The following is a 15,494-nucleotide window of genomic DNA, read 5'->3' as shown; positions in this document are numbered from 1 at the left end:
CACTCAAAGGGACAGGACAGCGAGGGACCCATGGCGAATTTTCTGTATCAGAACGATCTCCCCGACGACCTCGATCTCGGTCCCATCGTCGCCATCGATTGCGAGACCATGGGGTTGAACCCGCATCGTGACCGGCTCTGCCTGATTCAGATGTCGGGCGGTGACGGCAATGCCCATATGGTTCAGGTGGCGCGCGGCCAGACCGAAGCCCCGAACCTCTGCAAGATGCTTGCCGACCCCGAGGTCCTCAAACTCTTCCATTTCGGGCGCTTCGACATTGCTGCCATGTACAACACCTTCGGCACTCTGGCCGAACCGGTCTATTGCACCAAGATCGCCTCGAAACTGGTGCGCACTTTCACCGATCGCCACGGGCTGCGAAATCTGCTCGATCAGCTGCTGAAGGTGGACATCTCGAAATATCAGCAAATGAGCGACTGGGGTGCCGAGACATTGACCGATGCCCAGCTCGACTATGCCGCCTCCGATGTGCTGCATCTGCACAAGCTCCGGGACAAGCTCAACATGATGCTGGAGCGCGAAGGCCGGATGGAGATCGCGCAATCCTGTTTCACCTTCCTGCCGACACGCGCCAAACTCGATCTCGAAGGCTGGCCGGAGATCGACATTTTCGCCCACTGAGACCCAGCCCGAAAGCCGGGCGTTGAGAGGACATTCATGACCCAAACAGGCGATTTCCGCACCACCGCGCAACGCGTCATCCGTCAGGAAGCCGAAGCGCTGGAGCTTCTGGCCGAGAGCATTGGCGAGAATTTCGATCAGGCCATTGATCTGATCCTCGGCGCCACCGGCCGCACCATCGTCACCGGCATGGGCAAATCCGGCCATATCGCCCGCAAGATCGCGGCGACACTGGCCTCGACCGGCACGCCGGCGCATTTCGTGCATCCGGCAGAAGCCAGCCACGGTGATCTCGGCATGATCGGCAGCACGGATGTCTGTCTCGTCCTGTCGAACTCGGGTGAGACACCGGAATTGGCCGATCTCATCGCCTATACCCGGCGCTTCAAGATCCCGATGATCGGCGTGGCCTCGAACCCGGACAGCTCGCTCATTCGCGCCAGCGATGTGGCACTGATCCTGCCGAAAGCCGCCGAGGCCTGTGGCCATGGCATCGTGCCGACCACCTCGACCACGATGACCCTGGCGCTGGGCGATGCTCTGGCCGTGGCGCTGATGGAGCATCATGCGTTCAACGCCGACAGTTTCCGGGTGCTGCATCCGGGCGGAAAACTCGGTTCGCGCCTCACCAAAGTGCGTGATCTGATGCATGAGGACATGCCGCTGGTCTCGGCCGAGACGCCGATGCGCGACACTCTGGGCGTCATTTCAGACAAGGGATTCGGTGTCGCCGGCGTGATCGATCCGAAAGGCCAGCTCGTCGGCATCATCACCGATGGCGACCTGCGCCGCCATATCGACGGGCTGCTTGAGAAGAATGCCGGTGACATCATGACCGCATCTCCGCTGACCATCGCCTCGGACGCCCTGGCGGAAAAGGCGGTCGCCCAGATGGACGAGCGCGCGATCACCTGTCTTTTTGTGCGGGATTCTGCCGAGGACGGGCGGCCCTGCGGAATTTTGAAAATTCAGGACTGTCTTCGCGCCGGGGTCGTGTAAGACGGGCTCATGGCGCGCTTCGACAACAGCTATTCCAAATTCGTGGCATTCGCGAAAATCGCATTGCCCCTGGCCAGCCTCGCGGTTTTGGCCACGCTGTTTCTGTTCGCCCGTGGCCGTGAGATCGGCATGTCGATCCCCTATGCCGAGGTCGACATCGAAACGCTCGCCCGGGAACAGCGCGTCGAAGGTCCGTCCTATGCCACGGTGACCAGGGACGGGGCCGAGCTGGAGCTTTCCGCGGATCTGGTCCGTCCCGACCTGTCCACCCCTGACGTGATCAACTCCTCACAGGTCGACGGCACCCTGCGCATTCCCGGAAATGGGACGGTGTCACTGGTCGCCGATGACGCGGTCATCGATGGGCCAAGCCAGATCGCGGAACTGTCCGGCCATGTCGAAGTCACCACCTCAACCGGCTACACGATCACCTCGGAGAGGATTGCGACCCAGCTCGATATTTCGAAGATCGAAAGCCCCGGGACGGTCGAGGCAGATGGTCCTGCGGGCCACCTGACCGCCGGGTCGATGGAAATCTCTCAGGACCCGACGAACGAGAGCTACCTTCTGGTTTTCAAGGGCGGTGTATCTCTGATATATCAGCCCTGACTTTCGAGGACAGACACGTGCCCAGTATCCGGATCTTTTCTATCACTCTCGCGCTTTTTCTGGCGCTGAGCTTTCATGGCGTTCCGGCAACGGCACAAGGCACCCAGGTCGCCTTTGGCGGGCTGAAACACGACAGCTCCCTGCCGATCGAGGTGACCTCCGATCAGCTCAGCGTCGATCAAGCCACCGGCAAGGCCGTCTTTACCGGCAATGTCATCATCGGCCAGGGCACGATGCGGCTGACCGCCAGGACCGTCGAAGTGGTCTATGCCGAGGAGAGCAGCGATATTTCCCGCCTCATGGCCAGTGGCGGCGTCACCTTGGTCAATGCCGGCGAAGCGGCCGAAGCCTCCCAGGCCGAATATGACCTCGAATCAGGCACGGTCGTGCTCACCGGCAATGTGCTTCTGACCCAGACAAACAGCGCGCTCTCGGGCGATCGCATGGTGATCGATCTCAACACCGGCACCGGGCGGATGGACGGACGGGTGAAAACGATCCTGCAATCCGGGAAAGAGTGATGAGCGACACCACCGGGCTCAGAATCCGCAATCTGCGCAAAGGCTATCGCAAGCGCACCGTGATCCGCGACGTCTCGCTCGATCTCGAGCGCGGTGAGGTCGTGGCGCTCCTGGGCCCCAACGGCTCCGGCAAGACAACATGTTTCTACTCCATCGCCGGGCTCGTCATGCCCGAGGGCGGCGAGGTCATTGTCGACGGGCGTGACATCACGCTTTTGCCGATGTATCGCCGCGCCAAATTGGGCATCGGCTACCTGCCTCAGGAGGCCTCGGTGTTTCGCGGCCTCTGTGTCGAGGACAACATTCTCGCCATCCTCGAGGTCTCGGAACACGACCCGCTGCTGCGGCGCGAGAAGCTCGAGGATCTGCTCTCTGAATTCTCGATTGCGCATCTGCGCCGGGCGCCGGCCCTGTCACTTTCGGGCGGCGAACGCAGGCGAGTCGAAATTGCCCGCTGTCTGGCCTCGGATCCGGCCTATGTGCTCCTCGACGAGCCCTTCGCTGGCGTCGATCCCATTGCAGTCGCAGAAATTCGCGGACTTGTGTCCGATCTCAAGAAACGCGGCATAGGAGTTTTGATCACCGACCATAACGTTCAGGAAACATTGGGAATTATCGATCGCGCCTATATTCTGCACGACGGCCATGTGCTGATGTCGGGCAGCAAGGAAGACATCGTCGCCGACGAAACCGTGCGCCGTGTTTACCTTGGTGACAATTTCCGGATTTAAACGCGGGTTTCGATTGACAATCGACCGGATTCTGGCGCCAAATACAGGTGATGCATGACGTGCGAATGACACTCTGCGCCAAGGCACGAAAAAGCCACCGGGCGCCTGTGCAACACCCCGACACCCAGTCCGGGTTCACTCAAAAGCGCATGCATCAAAATCCCGCTTCAAACAAGAACCCAAGACCCAGGATCTTCGCCGGAGGAGGCGAGAACAAAGAGGTCTGAAGAAAGAAGGAGGTATCTATGCGGTACCAAATCAGCGGAAAACAAATCGACATCGGTGCAGCGCTTCAGACGCATGTGAAAACCGAGCTTGGCTCCGTCCTTGAAAAATATGCGCAACGCCCGACAGATGCGAATGTCGTCTTTTCCAAAAGTGGGGCTGAATACAATTGCGAGTCCGTGGTACACCTGTCCACCGGGCTGACGGCACAGGCCAGCGCACACGCCCATGACATTTACGGCGCATTCGACACCTGCGCCGAGAAAATGGACAAACAGCTTCGTCGCTACAAACGCCGGCTGAAAGATCACCACAAGGAACGTTCGGAGCCGGTTGAACTCTTCGGCGCTTCCCAGTATATCCTCGCCGCGTCTGAACATGACGAGGATCAGGAACCTGACAGCCTGCAGCCGATGATCATCGCCGAAATGGAAGCGTCGATCCCGACGCTGACGGTGGGTGAAGCCGTGATGCAGATGGAACTTGCCGGGGCTCCGGTCCAGGTGTTCCACATGGAAGGAAAGAACGGTGTAAACGTGGTCTACCGCCGCCCGGACGGGAATATCGGCTGGATCGACCCTAGCAACGCGACTTAATGGAACCGGCCCGCCTCGACGGGTCGGGGCGGGTAGTTTTCTTATGGATATCTCGAAGATCTTGGAACCACAGGCCATCAAGGTTGTGGGCAAAATGACGAGCAAAAAACGTCTGTTTCAGGATCTCGCCGAGATCGCTGCAGGCGCCTATGAATTGTGTCTCGAAGACACGTTCGACGCCCTGCAGGAACGCGAAAGCCTTGGCCCCACCGGTGTGGGCCATGGCGTCGCGCTGCCGCATGCCCGCATCGAAGGGCTGAGCCGTGTGGTCGGCGCCTTCATGCGTCTGGAAAGCCCGATGGAATTCGACGCTGTCGACCGTCAGCCGGTCGATCTGGTCTTTGCCCTATTCGCCCCCGCCGAATCCGGTGTGGATCATCTCAAGGCGCTGGCGCTCGTCTCGCGCACCATGCGGGATGCCGACATCTGTGCCAAGCTGCGCTCGAACAATGATCCGGCGACGCTGCACGCCATTCTGACGGAAAGCCCGGCGATTAAAGCCGCCTGATCAAAGCCACCTGATCACGGCAGCCGGTCTCGGCGGCATGTATCCCTTGTGTCCCCTGCGCCCGTCACTTGCCCCAGGGCTTGAACCCGAACATCATGTAATCACGCTGATAGGCCGCTTTCACGGCCTCTTCGACCTCTGCGTCGTAGATCTCGGCAAGCGCAACAGGCGTCTCTGGCGCCTCGGCCGCGAGCTTCGGTGACTTGAGCCCGAGCCCCTTGGACAGATACGCCATATCCGCCGCCAGGCTTTCCTCGCGAATGATCAGATCGGGCAAAGAGAAATCGGCAAATCCCTTGATCACCTCGGATTGCGAGGCCCAGGCGCCATCGACCCGGATCGAGGTCTGGCCATTCAGGTTGCCACGCACGAAATCCGCAAATTTGATGAAAGCCTCGCGATGCTGCTCTGCCGTGTAGCTGTCGCCCGGGGCGCCGCTTGGCAGTGGCAGCTTGTAGGTTGCGCGCAGGCTGTCGCGGATCTCGCTAAAGGTCTGGCCGGAGATGTTCAGAATATGCTGGCAAAAGGCGCGATGCAGGCGCTGCACTGGGTGGGAAATCACCGTGAAGCTGCGATGGCCTTTGTGTTTGCGCTTCCATTGCCTGAGGGTCTTCTGGGTAAAGCCCTGCGACAGTGCCTCCTGCCCGCCCTGTTCCAGCGCTGCCATCCAGCTTCGCACCCCCTCTTCTGGCCCGCTGCGCACCGGCATGTAGAGCAGCCGGGCAGAATCGGCGGCGAGATAGGTCGGCACGGCCGGCCCGCGGCGCGGTTCGAAATTCGGCGTGCTGGACAGGTTGAAATGATCGACACTGGCCAGATCCGCTACCATTTCCGCGTAGTTCAGTACCTTGTCCTCGAGCCGCGCCGGGTTCTGTACCTTGGTCTTCTGACTGGCCTTGTTGCGCTCCTCGGTCACCCCGAGATAGCGCGCCAGACCATTGAGCACCTCGATATCCTGAATGTCCTCGTAGTTGATGTAAAAGGCGGTCTGCCCGGTCGTCTGTAGCCGCCTCTGGATTTTGAACTGAAATCCCTTCAGGGCGTCGAGCATTTCCCGGAATTCCCGCGGCTCGAACCGCACCTTCGCCGATTTCGCATCCTTGAAATCCCCCAGACGCCATTGCCCGGTCGCCCCCGCAATCTTGAGCGAAACGTAGCTGTCGAGCGGGTTGCGGGTCAGGATGATCTTGGCACAGCGTGGATCGTCCAGCACCTTTGCCAGAATGCGCGGATCGTGATCGTGAAAGAACCGAAATCCGGCGAGCCCATCGGTGGCACCCTGCAAAGCCTTGAGCAAGGGAAGCGGATCTGCTTCCCGCTCCACCATGGAGATGCCGAACATCTCCTCTTGATTGGATTTTCCGACAAAGACCGGGTTGAACACCTCGCCCCAGCATTTCAGCCCCGGGTAGGAATTGACATTCTCCTCCAGAAAATTGGAGCCGGTCCGCATCTCGGCGAAAATCACGAAGTAGTCAAAGGGCTTGGCCATGTCTGTTTACCAATCTTATTTCACGAGATAGGGGCGTTTGCGCTCGCGAGGATGGGTATCCGGCTCGCTTCCCACGGGGAAATCCCCCATGAGATGCGGCTTCATCCCCTGATTTTTCAAATTCTGTAGAAACTGGCTGAACCCGGTGAGATCGCGCATTCTGGGCGCCTCGGTGAGCCGCCGGACATTGCGCGGACCGATCTCGTCGATAATGGCCTGCAAAGGCTCCATCTGGCTCTCGATGAAATCGGCCATGGTCCAGATCCGCACCCGGGCTTTCACATGTTGCGAGCGCAGGATCTCGATATGTTCGGCCTCGATCTTTTGCAGCCGTGCGGCCTCCCGGCGGATCTCGGTAAAGGACCGGTTCGAGCGGAACAGGGTCACGGCCCAGGCCCCGGTGATCACAGAGATCTGCGCATTCGGGTCGGTGGCCACCAGCCAGCTGATTGCCTGATTGTCACGTGGCCCGAACATGAAACATTGGCGCTCGCCACGGGTGTTCCAGATCAACGAGGTCAGAAACCCGAGCGGGTTGTAATCCCGCAAGGCAGCGTGATCGGACTGGGCCCCGGAAAACAGTTTCTGTCCGCCAGAGAATTCCGCTCGCTCGGGGGCAAAGAGGTGACCGTGAACCCGCGCCCCCACGGCCCGGGTCAGCCAGAGATCGAAATCCTCGAACAGATCGGTGAACCCTTCGAAGATCGAATAGGGGGCCGAGGTCTTGCCATGCCCCTTGCCATGGCTCGGCAAGCGGCTCTGCATATAGAGCCCCTCACGGCCCATGACGCGCCGCTCCACCGCCTTGGAAAAGATCCGGTCGATCTTGCCCGGGTTCGGCTCCGCCCCCTTCATCGGATTGACATCCGTGTTGAGAAAGGTCGCGTAAAGCCGCTCTGCCTTCGGCCACATTTTGCGCGCCACGAAACAGTCGGAGCGCCGCAAAAGCTGCAGGTGATCGTCGTAGAAAATATGTGGTTTGCCCTGATAATCGAATTTCGACAGGGTCAGGGACCGGCTTTCGATATTGTTGGAATAGATCCGCACAAGGGTCTGATAATAGCTTTCATCAGGGATCCAGACCCTTTTGAAATAGGCATCATAGGTCTTGCGCTCCGGGTCCTCGAGAATGGCGGAAAGCGTCTGCCGCGTCAGACACCACCATTGCGACCCGAGATGCGGCACCAGCCCATCCGGGATCTTCCGCCGGTAGCCGATCTTGCGTTGGAAGGCGACATATTTGTCGAACAGCCGGCGTTGCTTTTTCCAGGAAAACGGAAAGCGCAGGGTGAAGCGCTCGGCATCGAGACCGCCCACGGTCCAGGGCACGTCCTCGGTGGTCACGCTCTCGATGAAATTGGTCATCGGCCGCGCCGCCAGATATTGTTTCAGATCCTCAACCGGTCGCAACGGCAGGCAGGAACCGGAAGACAGGTAGACATGCCGGGCCTCGGGAAAGCGCGACAGCATCAGCTCGGAAGCATCCTGAGAGGCCGCCACCAGGGACCAGGTGCCCCAGTCGCAGGCGTGGCGTTTCGAGAACACCACATTGTCGAGATCCGAGAGGCTGTCGACGAAGGGCTGGTAATTTTCCTTTTTCACCCGGCGATCGACATGGATCACCACAGGGCAGCCATGCGTCGCCCAGTGCCGCGCCACCTGCTCCGCCCGATGCAGAGCCGTATGCACCAGCATCACGAACCCGACCGTCATGCCCAATTCCCCTTGGACATGAGACCCAATATCTCGAGCTGGCGCCAATTGATGTATTTTTCCGACCAGTTGCACCAAAGCTCCGGATCGTCCTTGAGCCGGTCGTGATAGGCGAGATATTCGCGCGAGCCGGCGTAATGCTGACGGCGCTGCAATTCCTCTTCGGTCTTCTGCACGAAAGTGCTGAGAAACTTGGCATGGAGGAGCGCACCGGAGGCCTTTTCCCCGCCTTCGGTCTCGTAGACATAGTTGAGCCCGCGCGGCAGCAACATATGGGTCGACTGCATATAGGCGTAGTCGCGATGCCATTTGACCAGTGGGATCTTGTTCAGCGACGGCGCATTATACGGGTCATCGTTGAAGAACAGCCGGGCCCGCGGCCCGCCCTGAATCCAGAGATTGTAATACTCCGGATTGATGGAAATCATGTAATTTCCGCTGTCGAACCATTCTGCAATCTCGAACGGGTTCTGACCTTCGAGATAAGGCTGCCCGTCGACCGGTCCCTTCGGATACATATCGATCAGCATCGCCGAGAAACTGCGAATGCCGGAATTGTCGAGCCAATCGGTGAGCGCCGGGATCGGCCGCGTATCGCAGAAGGGAAAGACCAGAAACTCATCGACATCGACCGTGAGCATCCAATGATCGTGACAATATTTGCGCGCAATCCAGTTCATCCAATGCACGCCGAAAAGCGATTTTCGATAGCTCGCCGTGGTGTGCCAGATCGAAACGTCATCCTGACCAAGCAGGAAGTCGCGAGATCCGTCATCGCTGTCATTGTCGATGAACAGGAAATGGCTCACCCCCATGTCGCGATAATATTGGAGGAAATACGGCAGCCGCACGCGTTCGTTTCTGAGCGTGCAGACCAGCAAGAGATCATCGGGCCGGATACGACCGGTGTTATCCTGAATAAGGCTCAGCTCATGACGGGCCCGAAAGGCCTGCCATAGCGCACGTTTGCGCCGCAGCCGCATCCTATATTGCAAGACCCTGCTCACCAGATCCCCTTACATCCCCCGCACCCTAAAACGTGAAGCGTTCCAAACGGTTCTGCAAGTTTCAGAGCAAACTATGGTGCAATTTACGGGTTTACGTATGAAACGTAAACAATTCAGATTAAATAGCAAAACTGTTTAAACAGCCTTACCAATGGTGCGTTTCCCCTCCAATCAGCCTGCCCAGCCACCGCGGTGCATCAGCCCCAGTTCTTCAAGCTGCTCCCCGCCCTCATAGGCGCGGGATTCCTGATGCCAGAGCACCGGGCTGGCGATCACCGCATCGTAATAGTCACCGAATGCCTCCGGTTCGGCAAAATGCTGTTTGCGGAGCTTCTCCTCTGCCGATTTCTCGATCGCCACAGGCAAGAACTTGGTGTGCAGCAAGACGCCGGACAGGCGCGCATCCCCCGGCCCATTATAGGCATGGTTCAACCCGCGTGGCAGCATGGCATGAGTCGAGTTGACGTAGACATAACGCCAATGCCATTTCACCAGCGGCAATTTGTTGAGCGTGGGGCCACGTTGCGGTGTGTCCGCAAAAAAGGCCCGCTCGCGTACCCCGCCCTGCACCCAGAGATTGTCCTTCGGAAGCTGACGCGTGGCGCGGTAAGGGCCACTGTCGAAATAGGGGAGCACCTCCACCGGGTCCTGACCAGGCCTGTAGGAGACGTCCCCGATCGGTCCTTTCGGGTAGAGATCCAGCATCAGCGCCCCCATGGCCCTGATCCCGTTTCGATCCAGAAACAGGGTCAAATCCAGCAGGTTTCGGGTCTCATGACCCGGATAGACCAGCAATTCATCAGCATCGACGGAGAGACACCATTTCCCACGGGCATATTTCATCTGCAACCAGGTGGTCCAGTCCAGCCCGAAGCGCGACTCCTTATAGCTCTCACCCGTCGACCAGAGCGAGACATCCGGTTCCGCGGCCAACAGCGCCGCCGTGCCATCGTCGCTGTCATTGTCGACAAAGAGGAAATGGGTCACACCCAGACGACGGTAATGCGCGAGAAAGAACGGCAGCCGGACCGCCTCATTGCGCACACAGCTGACGCAAAGGGTCGAATCCCGCCCAATTGCGGCGGTTTTATCCGACACGGGACGCAGGCAATGACGCGCACGGATGGCGCGCCACAGCAGATGCCGCCGCAACAGGCGCAACCTGTATCTTTGCCAAATCCGGCCCAAACCTACCCCTTCCGTCACGTTAGGCGCAGATTAGACCGAATGTCTCATTTGTCATAGTGGCCAGTCTGATGCCATTTCCAGGCATCGCCGATCATCTGCGCCAGATTGGAGCGATCCGGGGTCCAGCCCAGCTCATGGATCGCACGCTCGGAGCCAGACACCAGCTTGGTGCAATCGCCGGGACGTCGATCGCCCTCGACATAGGGCACATCCTTGTTGGTCACCGCACGCGAATGATCGATCACCTCGCGCACAGAGAACCCCTTGCCGGTGCCGAGATTGAAGACCCGGCTGCCCCTGCCCTCTTCGAGCCATTTCAGGCCCAGAACATGGGCATCGACCAGATCGCAGACATGGACATAGTCGCGAATACAGGTCCCGTCCGGCGTGTCGTAATCCGTGCCGAAAATGGTCAGCGCGTCGCGCTTGCCCGAAATCGCATCCAGCATCAGCGGGATCAGATGCGTCTCCGGCTGATGGAACTCACCGACCTCGGCCTCCGGATCGCCACCGGCAACGTTGAAATAGCGGAAAATCACGTGGTTCAGCCCGTAAGCGGCACCGAAATTCTCGAGAATATCCTCGATCGCACGTTTCGAGGCACCATAGGAATTGATCGGCAACTGCACAGAGGCTTCATCCAGCACCACATTGTCCTGATCGCCATAGGTGGCACAGGTTGAGGAGAAAACGAAGTTCGGGCACCCCGCAGCGACCGCCGCCTCGATCAGGGTCAGTGACCCGATCACATTGTTGTGCCAGTATTTCCCCGGGTCCTTCATGCTTTCACCGACCTGCGAGAAAGCCGCAAAATGCATGACGGCAACGGGCTGGTATTTGGCAAAGACCTCATCGAGCCGCGCGCGATCCAGAAGATCGCCCTTCTCGAAGGGGCCGAATTTCACCGCATCTTCCCAGCCGGTGGACAGGTTGTCGAAAGTCACCGGCTCATAGCCCGCGGCCCGCAGCGCCTTGCACGCATGCGAGCCGATATAACCGGCACCGCCGGTCACAATAACAGATTTGCTCATTTCAGGTCCTTACTGAGCGGCCGCACGCATGGCCGACAGTTCGTCAAGATATTCCTGCAACTCATCGCGCAGATCATCGCGCGACAGGCCAAAGGAAATCGTCGCCTGCAGGAAACCCGCCTTGGACCCGCAATCGAAACGCTGACCGGCGAAGCGGAAACCATAGACGCCGCGATCCGTCTCGATCTCGTCGGCAATCGCATCGGTCAGCTGGATTTCCCCGCCGGCGCCGGACTTCATCTTGTTCAGGTTCTTCATCACATTCGGATCGAGGATATAACGCCCGATCACGGCGAGATTCGACGGCTCGGTCCCCGGTGCCGGTTTCTCGACCATGCCTTTGACAGAAACGCTGCTGCCCATGTCCTCTTTGACGTCCAGAACACCATAGGCCGACACTTTGTCCGCCGGAACTTCCATCGCCGCAACCATGGAGCCACCGGTTTCCTCATAGGCTTCGACCATCTGCTGCAGACAGGGTTTATCCGCCGCGATCACGTCATCCGGCAGGATCACCGCAAAAGGTTCTTTCGGGTCAAGAAGACGCCGCGCGCACCAAACCGCGTGGCCGAGGCCGAGCGCCTTGTGTTGACGGATATAGGCGATCGCGCCGCTGTCCATATTCGTGCCCTTGAGCACCTCGAGCAGCTTGTCCTTGCCCTTTTTCCGCAGCTCCTGTTCGAGCACCGGAGAATGGTCGAAATAGTCTTCCAGAGCACCTTTGCCGCGCGAGGTGACAAAGATGAATTCCTTGATCCCAGCCGCGCGCGCCTCATCAATCGCGTATTGAATCAACGGGCGGTCGACCAAGGTCATGATTTCTTTCGGGATGGATTTGGTTGCCGGCAAAAACCGCGTCCCAAGCCCAGCCACAGGGAAAATCGCTTTGGTCACTTTACGTGTCATCTGTACTCCTTCGTGCCCATACTCCGGGCCGCCAATTTCAAACGCTCGGCATGACCATAGGCTTTGACACCCAGCGGGTCAGCATCAGCCACAACCATTCGCACATGAATGGCACAGTTTTGCAACTCCGCGGACAAATGCGTAATGAATTGAGCAAAAATTGGGCAGGGGGAAAATTATCCGTTAACCGACATTCATCTCTTTCAGCATCGCCTCGATGCGTGGCACGTCTTCGGGATTGTTCAACTCCCAGAACTGCCGGCCACGCGCTTCGACCTCGACACAGAGGACGGGGCGTTCCTGTTCCAGGAACCTGAGCTGTTCCAGCCCCTCAAGCCGCTCCAACGGCCCCATCGGCCATTTCGGATAGGCGCCCAGCGCCGAGGGACGATAGGCATAGACCCCGACATGGTGGAACACCGGCGTCTGATCCGTGTCCGCATAGGTTTCCGAGGTATAGGGAATCACTTCCTTGGAAAAATAGAGCCCTTTGTGGTCGGAGCCGAACACGGCGGTGGTTCCGCCAACACGTCCGGCGCGACGATCCTCGAGAAAGCCGTTCAATGCCCGGCCATCGCAGCGCAGGACCGGCGTCGCGACCTCGGCCGTCGGATGGGCGCGCAGCCCCTCGACCAATTCTTCGACAAACCAGGCGGGGGTCAGCGGCGCATCGCCTTGCAGGTTGACGATGATGTCATAGCCGCCACCGAGGTTTTCCAAAGCCTCGGCACAACGTTCGGTGCCGTTTGCACAGCTTTCCGATGTCATCACCACCTCTGCCCCGAAGGCTTCGGCTGCCGCGCGAATCCGGTCGTCATCGGTCGCGACCACGACACGGTCCACGCCACTGGCCGAGACGGCCGCTTCCCAGCTCCGCTGGATCAGGGACTTTTTCTCCCCACTCGCCCCAGCCAGCTCGACAAGCGGCTTTCCGGGATAACGGGTCGAGGCGAAACGGGCGGGAATAACGATGAGGACAGGCATCAGGCGTCCTTCAGCTCGACCCCGGGCGCATAGGCAATGAAGAACGGGTTGGCGTAATCCTCCTTGCCATAGGTCAGCGGGCTGTGGTCGTCGAAACGGACAACATCGCCGCCCGCCCCCATAAGCACTGCATGGCCGGCCGCGGTGTCCCATTCCATGGTGCGTCCGACACGCGGGTAGAGATCCGCCTCACCCGTGGCGACAAGGCAGAATTTCAGAGACGACCCGGCGGATTTGCTATCTTTGGCCTTGTATTTGGCGAGGTAGTCCTCGGTCGCCTGATCCCGGTGAGACTTGGAGGCCACGATCATCAACGCCTCATTGTCCGGCGTAGACACGGAGATTTTCTTCATCTCGCCCTGGGCGTCCGCCTTGAACGGACCGATTTCCTCATAGGACTGGCCGGACGCGTCGGTGATGAACAGACGGTCCCTGGCCGGCGCATAGACCACGCCGCGCACCGGCACACCTTTATCGACATAGGCGATATTGACGGTGAAATCGCCCCGGCGCTTGACGAATTCCTTGGTGCCGTCGAGCGGATCGACGATCAGGAATGTGTCGGCTTTCAATGCATGCGACGCCGCTTGCTCCTCGGTGATCAGGGTGACATCCGGGAACGCCGCCTTGAGCCCGGCCGAAATCAGCGCATCGGCCGCCTCGTCGGCCTCTGTCACCGGGCTATCGTCGGATTTGGTTTTAACTTCAAAATCATCCGCGTTGTAGATCTCGAGAATTTTCTCGCCCGCCTCGATCGCCAGGCTGCGCATCACCGGGATGAGTTTGTCAAAATCCATAAGTTCACTCCTAAATCGCACCAGCACTGCGTTTACATTGAAAGAAAGCTTCAACAACCTTATGCTATGCCCTTATGGGAACGGCAAGAAGTCCCTGCACGGCGGGCGTTACTCCAAATCAGGATTCAACCGATGTTTTACCAAACCAGAAGCCAGAACGGGTTCTCTGCAGCGTTTCAAATCCTTCGGCTGATTTTCGTGAACACGGTGCGCCATGTCCGTAAATCGAATGGCAATCCCCTCATCGGCCTCATCGTCAATATTTCCCAGGCGATGGTCCTCGTGGTGGTTTTCACCTTCATGTATTCGATTCTCGGGGTCAGAGGGACGGCCATCCGCGGCAATTTCATCCTCTACATCATGTCCGGCATCTTCCTCTTTCTGACCCATAACAAGGCTCTGGGTGCCGTCGCAGGCGCCGAGGGGGCGAGCTCCCCGATGATGCAGCACGCTCCGATGAATACCGCCATTGCCATTGCCTCCGCGGCCCTCAGCTCGCTCTATATTCAGGTGCTTTCGGTCACGGTCATTCTCGTCGGCTATTCGCTGGGATGGGGTGGCGTGACCTTTCAAAACATGGTCGGCGCCTTCGGCATGCTCCTGCTGGCCTGGGCCTCCGGCGCCTCGATCGGAATGGTGGTTCTGGCCGCCAAACCCTGGGCGCCAGGCTTTGTCGGCATCATCCAGCAGCTTTACATGCGTGCCAACATGTTTACCTCCGGCAAGATGTTCGTGGCGAACCAGACCCCCGGCTACATGCTCGCGATGTTCAGCTGGAACCCGCTGTTTCACACCATCGATCAGGCCCGCGGCTTCACCTTCGTGAACTACAATCCGCACAACAGCTCGATCACCTACCCGGTCTATTTCACCCTGACTTTCATCACCATTGGCCTTCTGGCCGAATTCTTCACCCGCAAACGCATCTCTCTGAGCTGGGGCGCCCGCTGACTCAGCTGACCACACGCAGAGTCAGGTTGATCCGCCCTCCCTTCGGCAAAAGCATGCTGCTCCCCGGTTTCACACGATCGATTCCGTGATGGAGCAGCCGTGCCTCGCCCGCCATCACCAACACGTCCCCGGATCTGAGCCAGGTGCTTTGCGTGCTTCCGCCCCGGGTTCTGTTGCCGACCCGGAACAGCGCCTCGTCACCCAGAGAGATCGACACCACGGGCTGGGAAAAATCCGCCTCGTCGCGGTCCTGATGCAGGCCCATTCTGGCCTCTTCACCGTAGAAATTGATCAGGCAGCATTCCGGTTCCCGCGCCATTCCGGCGACCTGATCCCAAACCCGTCGCACCATGTCGGGGATCGCCGGCCAGAGCATGCCATCGGGATGGGTCGCACTGTAACGATATCCTTTCCGATCAGAAATCCAACCAAAGCGTCCCGCCGATGTCATGCGCACCGACATCGGTTTTCCGGACGGGGTCACCGGGGTGAACAGCGGCGCCTGCCGCACGATCTCGCGCAGCTCCACCACCAGCGCGGCCTGTTCCCCGACAGAGAGCAGGTCGCGGTAAAGCGACATGCCACGCATATCCT

Annotated in this window: 17 protein-coding genes; 8 read left to right on the top strand and 9 right to left on the bottom strand. The window is 59.2% G+C overall.

The window, feature by feature from the left end:
- Positions 1 to 30 precede the first annotated feature (30 nt).
- From BM151_RS12580 to BM151_RS12550, 7 genes are all read left to right on the top strand, one after another.
- The gene (locus BM151_RS12580) at positions 31 to 642 is read left to right on the top strand and encodes a ribonuclease D (RefSeq protein ID WP_090061066.1); all 612 of its coding nucleotides are present in this window, start codon (positions 31 to 33) and stop codon (positions 640 to 642) included.
- Positions 643 to 678: 36 nt separating this feature from the next.
- Positions 679 to 1,641 carry a KpsF/GutQ family sugar-phosphate isomerase gene (locus BM151_RS12575; protein WP_090061065.1) on the top strand — a complete coding sequence of 321 codons (963 nt, stop codon included), beginning with the start codon at positions 679 to 681 and terminating at the stop codon, positions 1,639 to 1,641.
- 9 nt (positions 1,642 to 1,650) lie between these two features.
- A complete protein-coding gene (lptC, locus tag BM151_RS12570) occupies positions 1,651 to 2,250 on the top strand; it encodes an LPS export ABC transporter periplasmic protein LptC (RefSeq protein ID WP_090061064.1) in 600 nt (199 codons plus the stop codon).
- Positions 2,251 to 2,276: 26 nt separating this feature from the next.
- On the top strand, positions 2,277 to 2,771 hold the full coding sequence (gene lptA, locus BM151_RS12565) for a lipopolysaccharide transport periplasmic protein LptA (RefSeq protein ID WP_425429552.1): 495 nt from the start codon (positions 2,277 to 2,279) through the stop codon (positions 2,769 to 2,771).
- Complete coding sequence (lptB, locus tag BM151_RS12560) at positions 2,771 to 3,502, top strand: LPS export ABC transporter ATP-binding protein (RefSeq protein ID WP_090061062.1); 732 nt, start codon at positions 2,771 to 2,773, stop codon at positions 3,500 to 3,502. The genes lptA and lptB overlap by 1 nt, the downstream gene beginning before the upstream one ends.
- 245 nt (positions 3,503 to 3,747) lie before the next feature.
- Positions 3,748 to 4,323, top strand: a complete 576-nt coding sequence (gene hpf / locus BM151_RS12555) for a ribosome hibernation-promoting factor, HPF/YfiA family (RefSeq protein ID WP_090061061.1) — start codon at positions 3,748 to 3,750, stop codon at positions 4,321 to 4,323.
- A 43-nt stretch (positions 4,324 to 4,366) separates the two neighbouring features.
- Complete coding sequence (locus BM151_RS12550; protein ID WP_090061060.1) at positions 4,367 to 4,831, top strand: PTS sugar transporter subunit IIA; 465 nt, start codon at positions 4,367 to 4,369, stop codon at positions 4,829 to 4,831.
- A 64-nt stretch (positions 4,832 to 4,895) separates the two neighbouring features.
- On the opposite strand, the gene BM151_RS12545 is transcribed toward BM151_RS12550, so the two are convergent.
- The 8 genes from BM151_RS12545 to cysQ form a co-directional block, all read right to left on the bottom strand.
- Positions 4,896 to 6,323 (bottom strand): sulfotransferase family 2 domain-containing protein, encoded by a 1,428-nt coding sequence (locus BM151_RS12545; protein WP_090061059.1) that lies wholly within the window; start codon positions 6,321 to 6,323, stop codon positions 4,896 to 4,898.
- A gap of 15 nt (positions 6,324 to 6,338) precedes the next feature.
- Positions 6,339 to 8,036, bottom strand: coding sequence for a DUF5927 domain-containing protein (locus BM151_RS12540; protein WP_090061058.1), 1,698 nt, complete (start codon positions 8,034 to 8,036; stop codon positions 6,339 to 6,341).
- The gene (locus BM151_RS12535; RefSeq protein ID WP_090061057.1) at positions 8,033 to 9,019 is read right to left on the bottom strand and encodes a glycosyltransferase family 2 protein; all 987 of its coding nucleotides are present in this window, start codon (positions 9,017 to 9,019) and stop codon (positions 8,033 to 8,035) included. The genes BM151_RS12540 and BM151_RS12535 overlap by 4 nt, the downstream gene beginning before the upstream one ends.
- Before the next feature lie 195 nt (positions 9,020 to 9,214).
- Positions 9,215 to 10,141 carry a glycosyltransferase family 2 protein gene (locus tag BM151_RS12530; protein ID WP_342714570.1) on the bottom strand — a complete coding sequence of 309 codons (927 nt, stop codon included), beginning with the start codon at positions 10,139 to 10,141 and terminating at the stop codon, positions 9,215 to 9,217.
- 134 nt (positions 10,142 to 10,275) lie between these two features.
- Positions 10,276 to 11,262: a UDP-glucose 4-epimerase GalE gene (gene galE / locus BM151_RS12525; RefSeq protein ID WP_090061055.1), complete on the bottom strand. Its 987-nt coding sequence runs from the start codon at positions 11,260 to 11,262 to the stop codon at positions 10,276 to 10,278.
- A gap of 9 nt (positions 11,263 to 11,271) precedes the next feature.
- Positions 11,272 to 12,168 (bottom strand): UTP--glucose-1-phosphate uridylyltransferase, encoded by an 897-nt coding sequence (locus BM151_RS12520; RefSeq protein ID WP_090061054.1) that lies wholly within the window; start codon positions 12,166 to 12,168, stop codon positions 11,272 to 11,274.
- A gap of 183 nt (positions 12,169 to 12,351) precedes the next feature.
- Entirely contained in the window at positions 12,352 to 13,152 is an 801-nt protein-coding gene (locus tag BM151_RS12515; protein ID WP_090061053.1) for a 3-deoxy-manno-octulosonate cytidylyltransferase, read from the bottom strand.
- Positions 13,152 to 13,949, bottom strand: a complete 798-nt coding sequence (gene cysQ, locus BM151_RS12510; protein WP_090061052.1) for a 3'(2'),5'-bisphosphate nucleotidase CysQ — start codon at positions 13,947 to 13,949, stop codon at positions 13,152 to 13,154. Before cysQ ends, BM151_RS12515 begins: the two co-directional genes overlap by 1 nt.
- Before the next feature lie 132 nt (positions 13,950 to 14,081).
- On the opposite strand from cysQ, the gene BM151_RS12505 reads away from it, so the two are divergent.
- Entirely contained in the window at positions 14,082 to 14,900 is an 819-nt protein-coding gene (locus BM151_RS12505; protein WP_090061051.1) for an ABC transporter permease, read from the top strand.
- A 1-nt stretch (position 14,901) separates the two neighbouring features.
- Here the strand turns inward: BM151_RS12505 and BM151_RS12500 are convergent, their stop codons facing one another.
- Positions 14,902 to 15,489 (bottom strand): alpha-ketoglutarate-dependent dioxygenase AlkB family protein, encoded by a 588-nt coding sequence (locus BM151_RS12500; RefSeq protein WP_090061151.1) that lies wholly within the window; start codon positions 15,487 to 15,489, stop codon positions 14,902 to 14,904.
- Positions 15,490 to 15,494 lie beyond the last annotated feature (5 nt).

It is taken from the genome of Celeribacter neptunius (genome assembly GCF_900113955.1).
In the GTDB taxonomy this organism is placed as follows: domain Bacteria; phylum Pseudomonadota; class Alphaproteobacteria; order Rhodobacterales; family Rhodobacteraceae; genus Celeribacter; species Celeribacter neptunius.
Note: the sequence above shows the minus strand (reverse complement) of the source record. Positions and strands in the feature narration are given on the sequence as shown.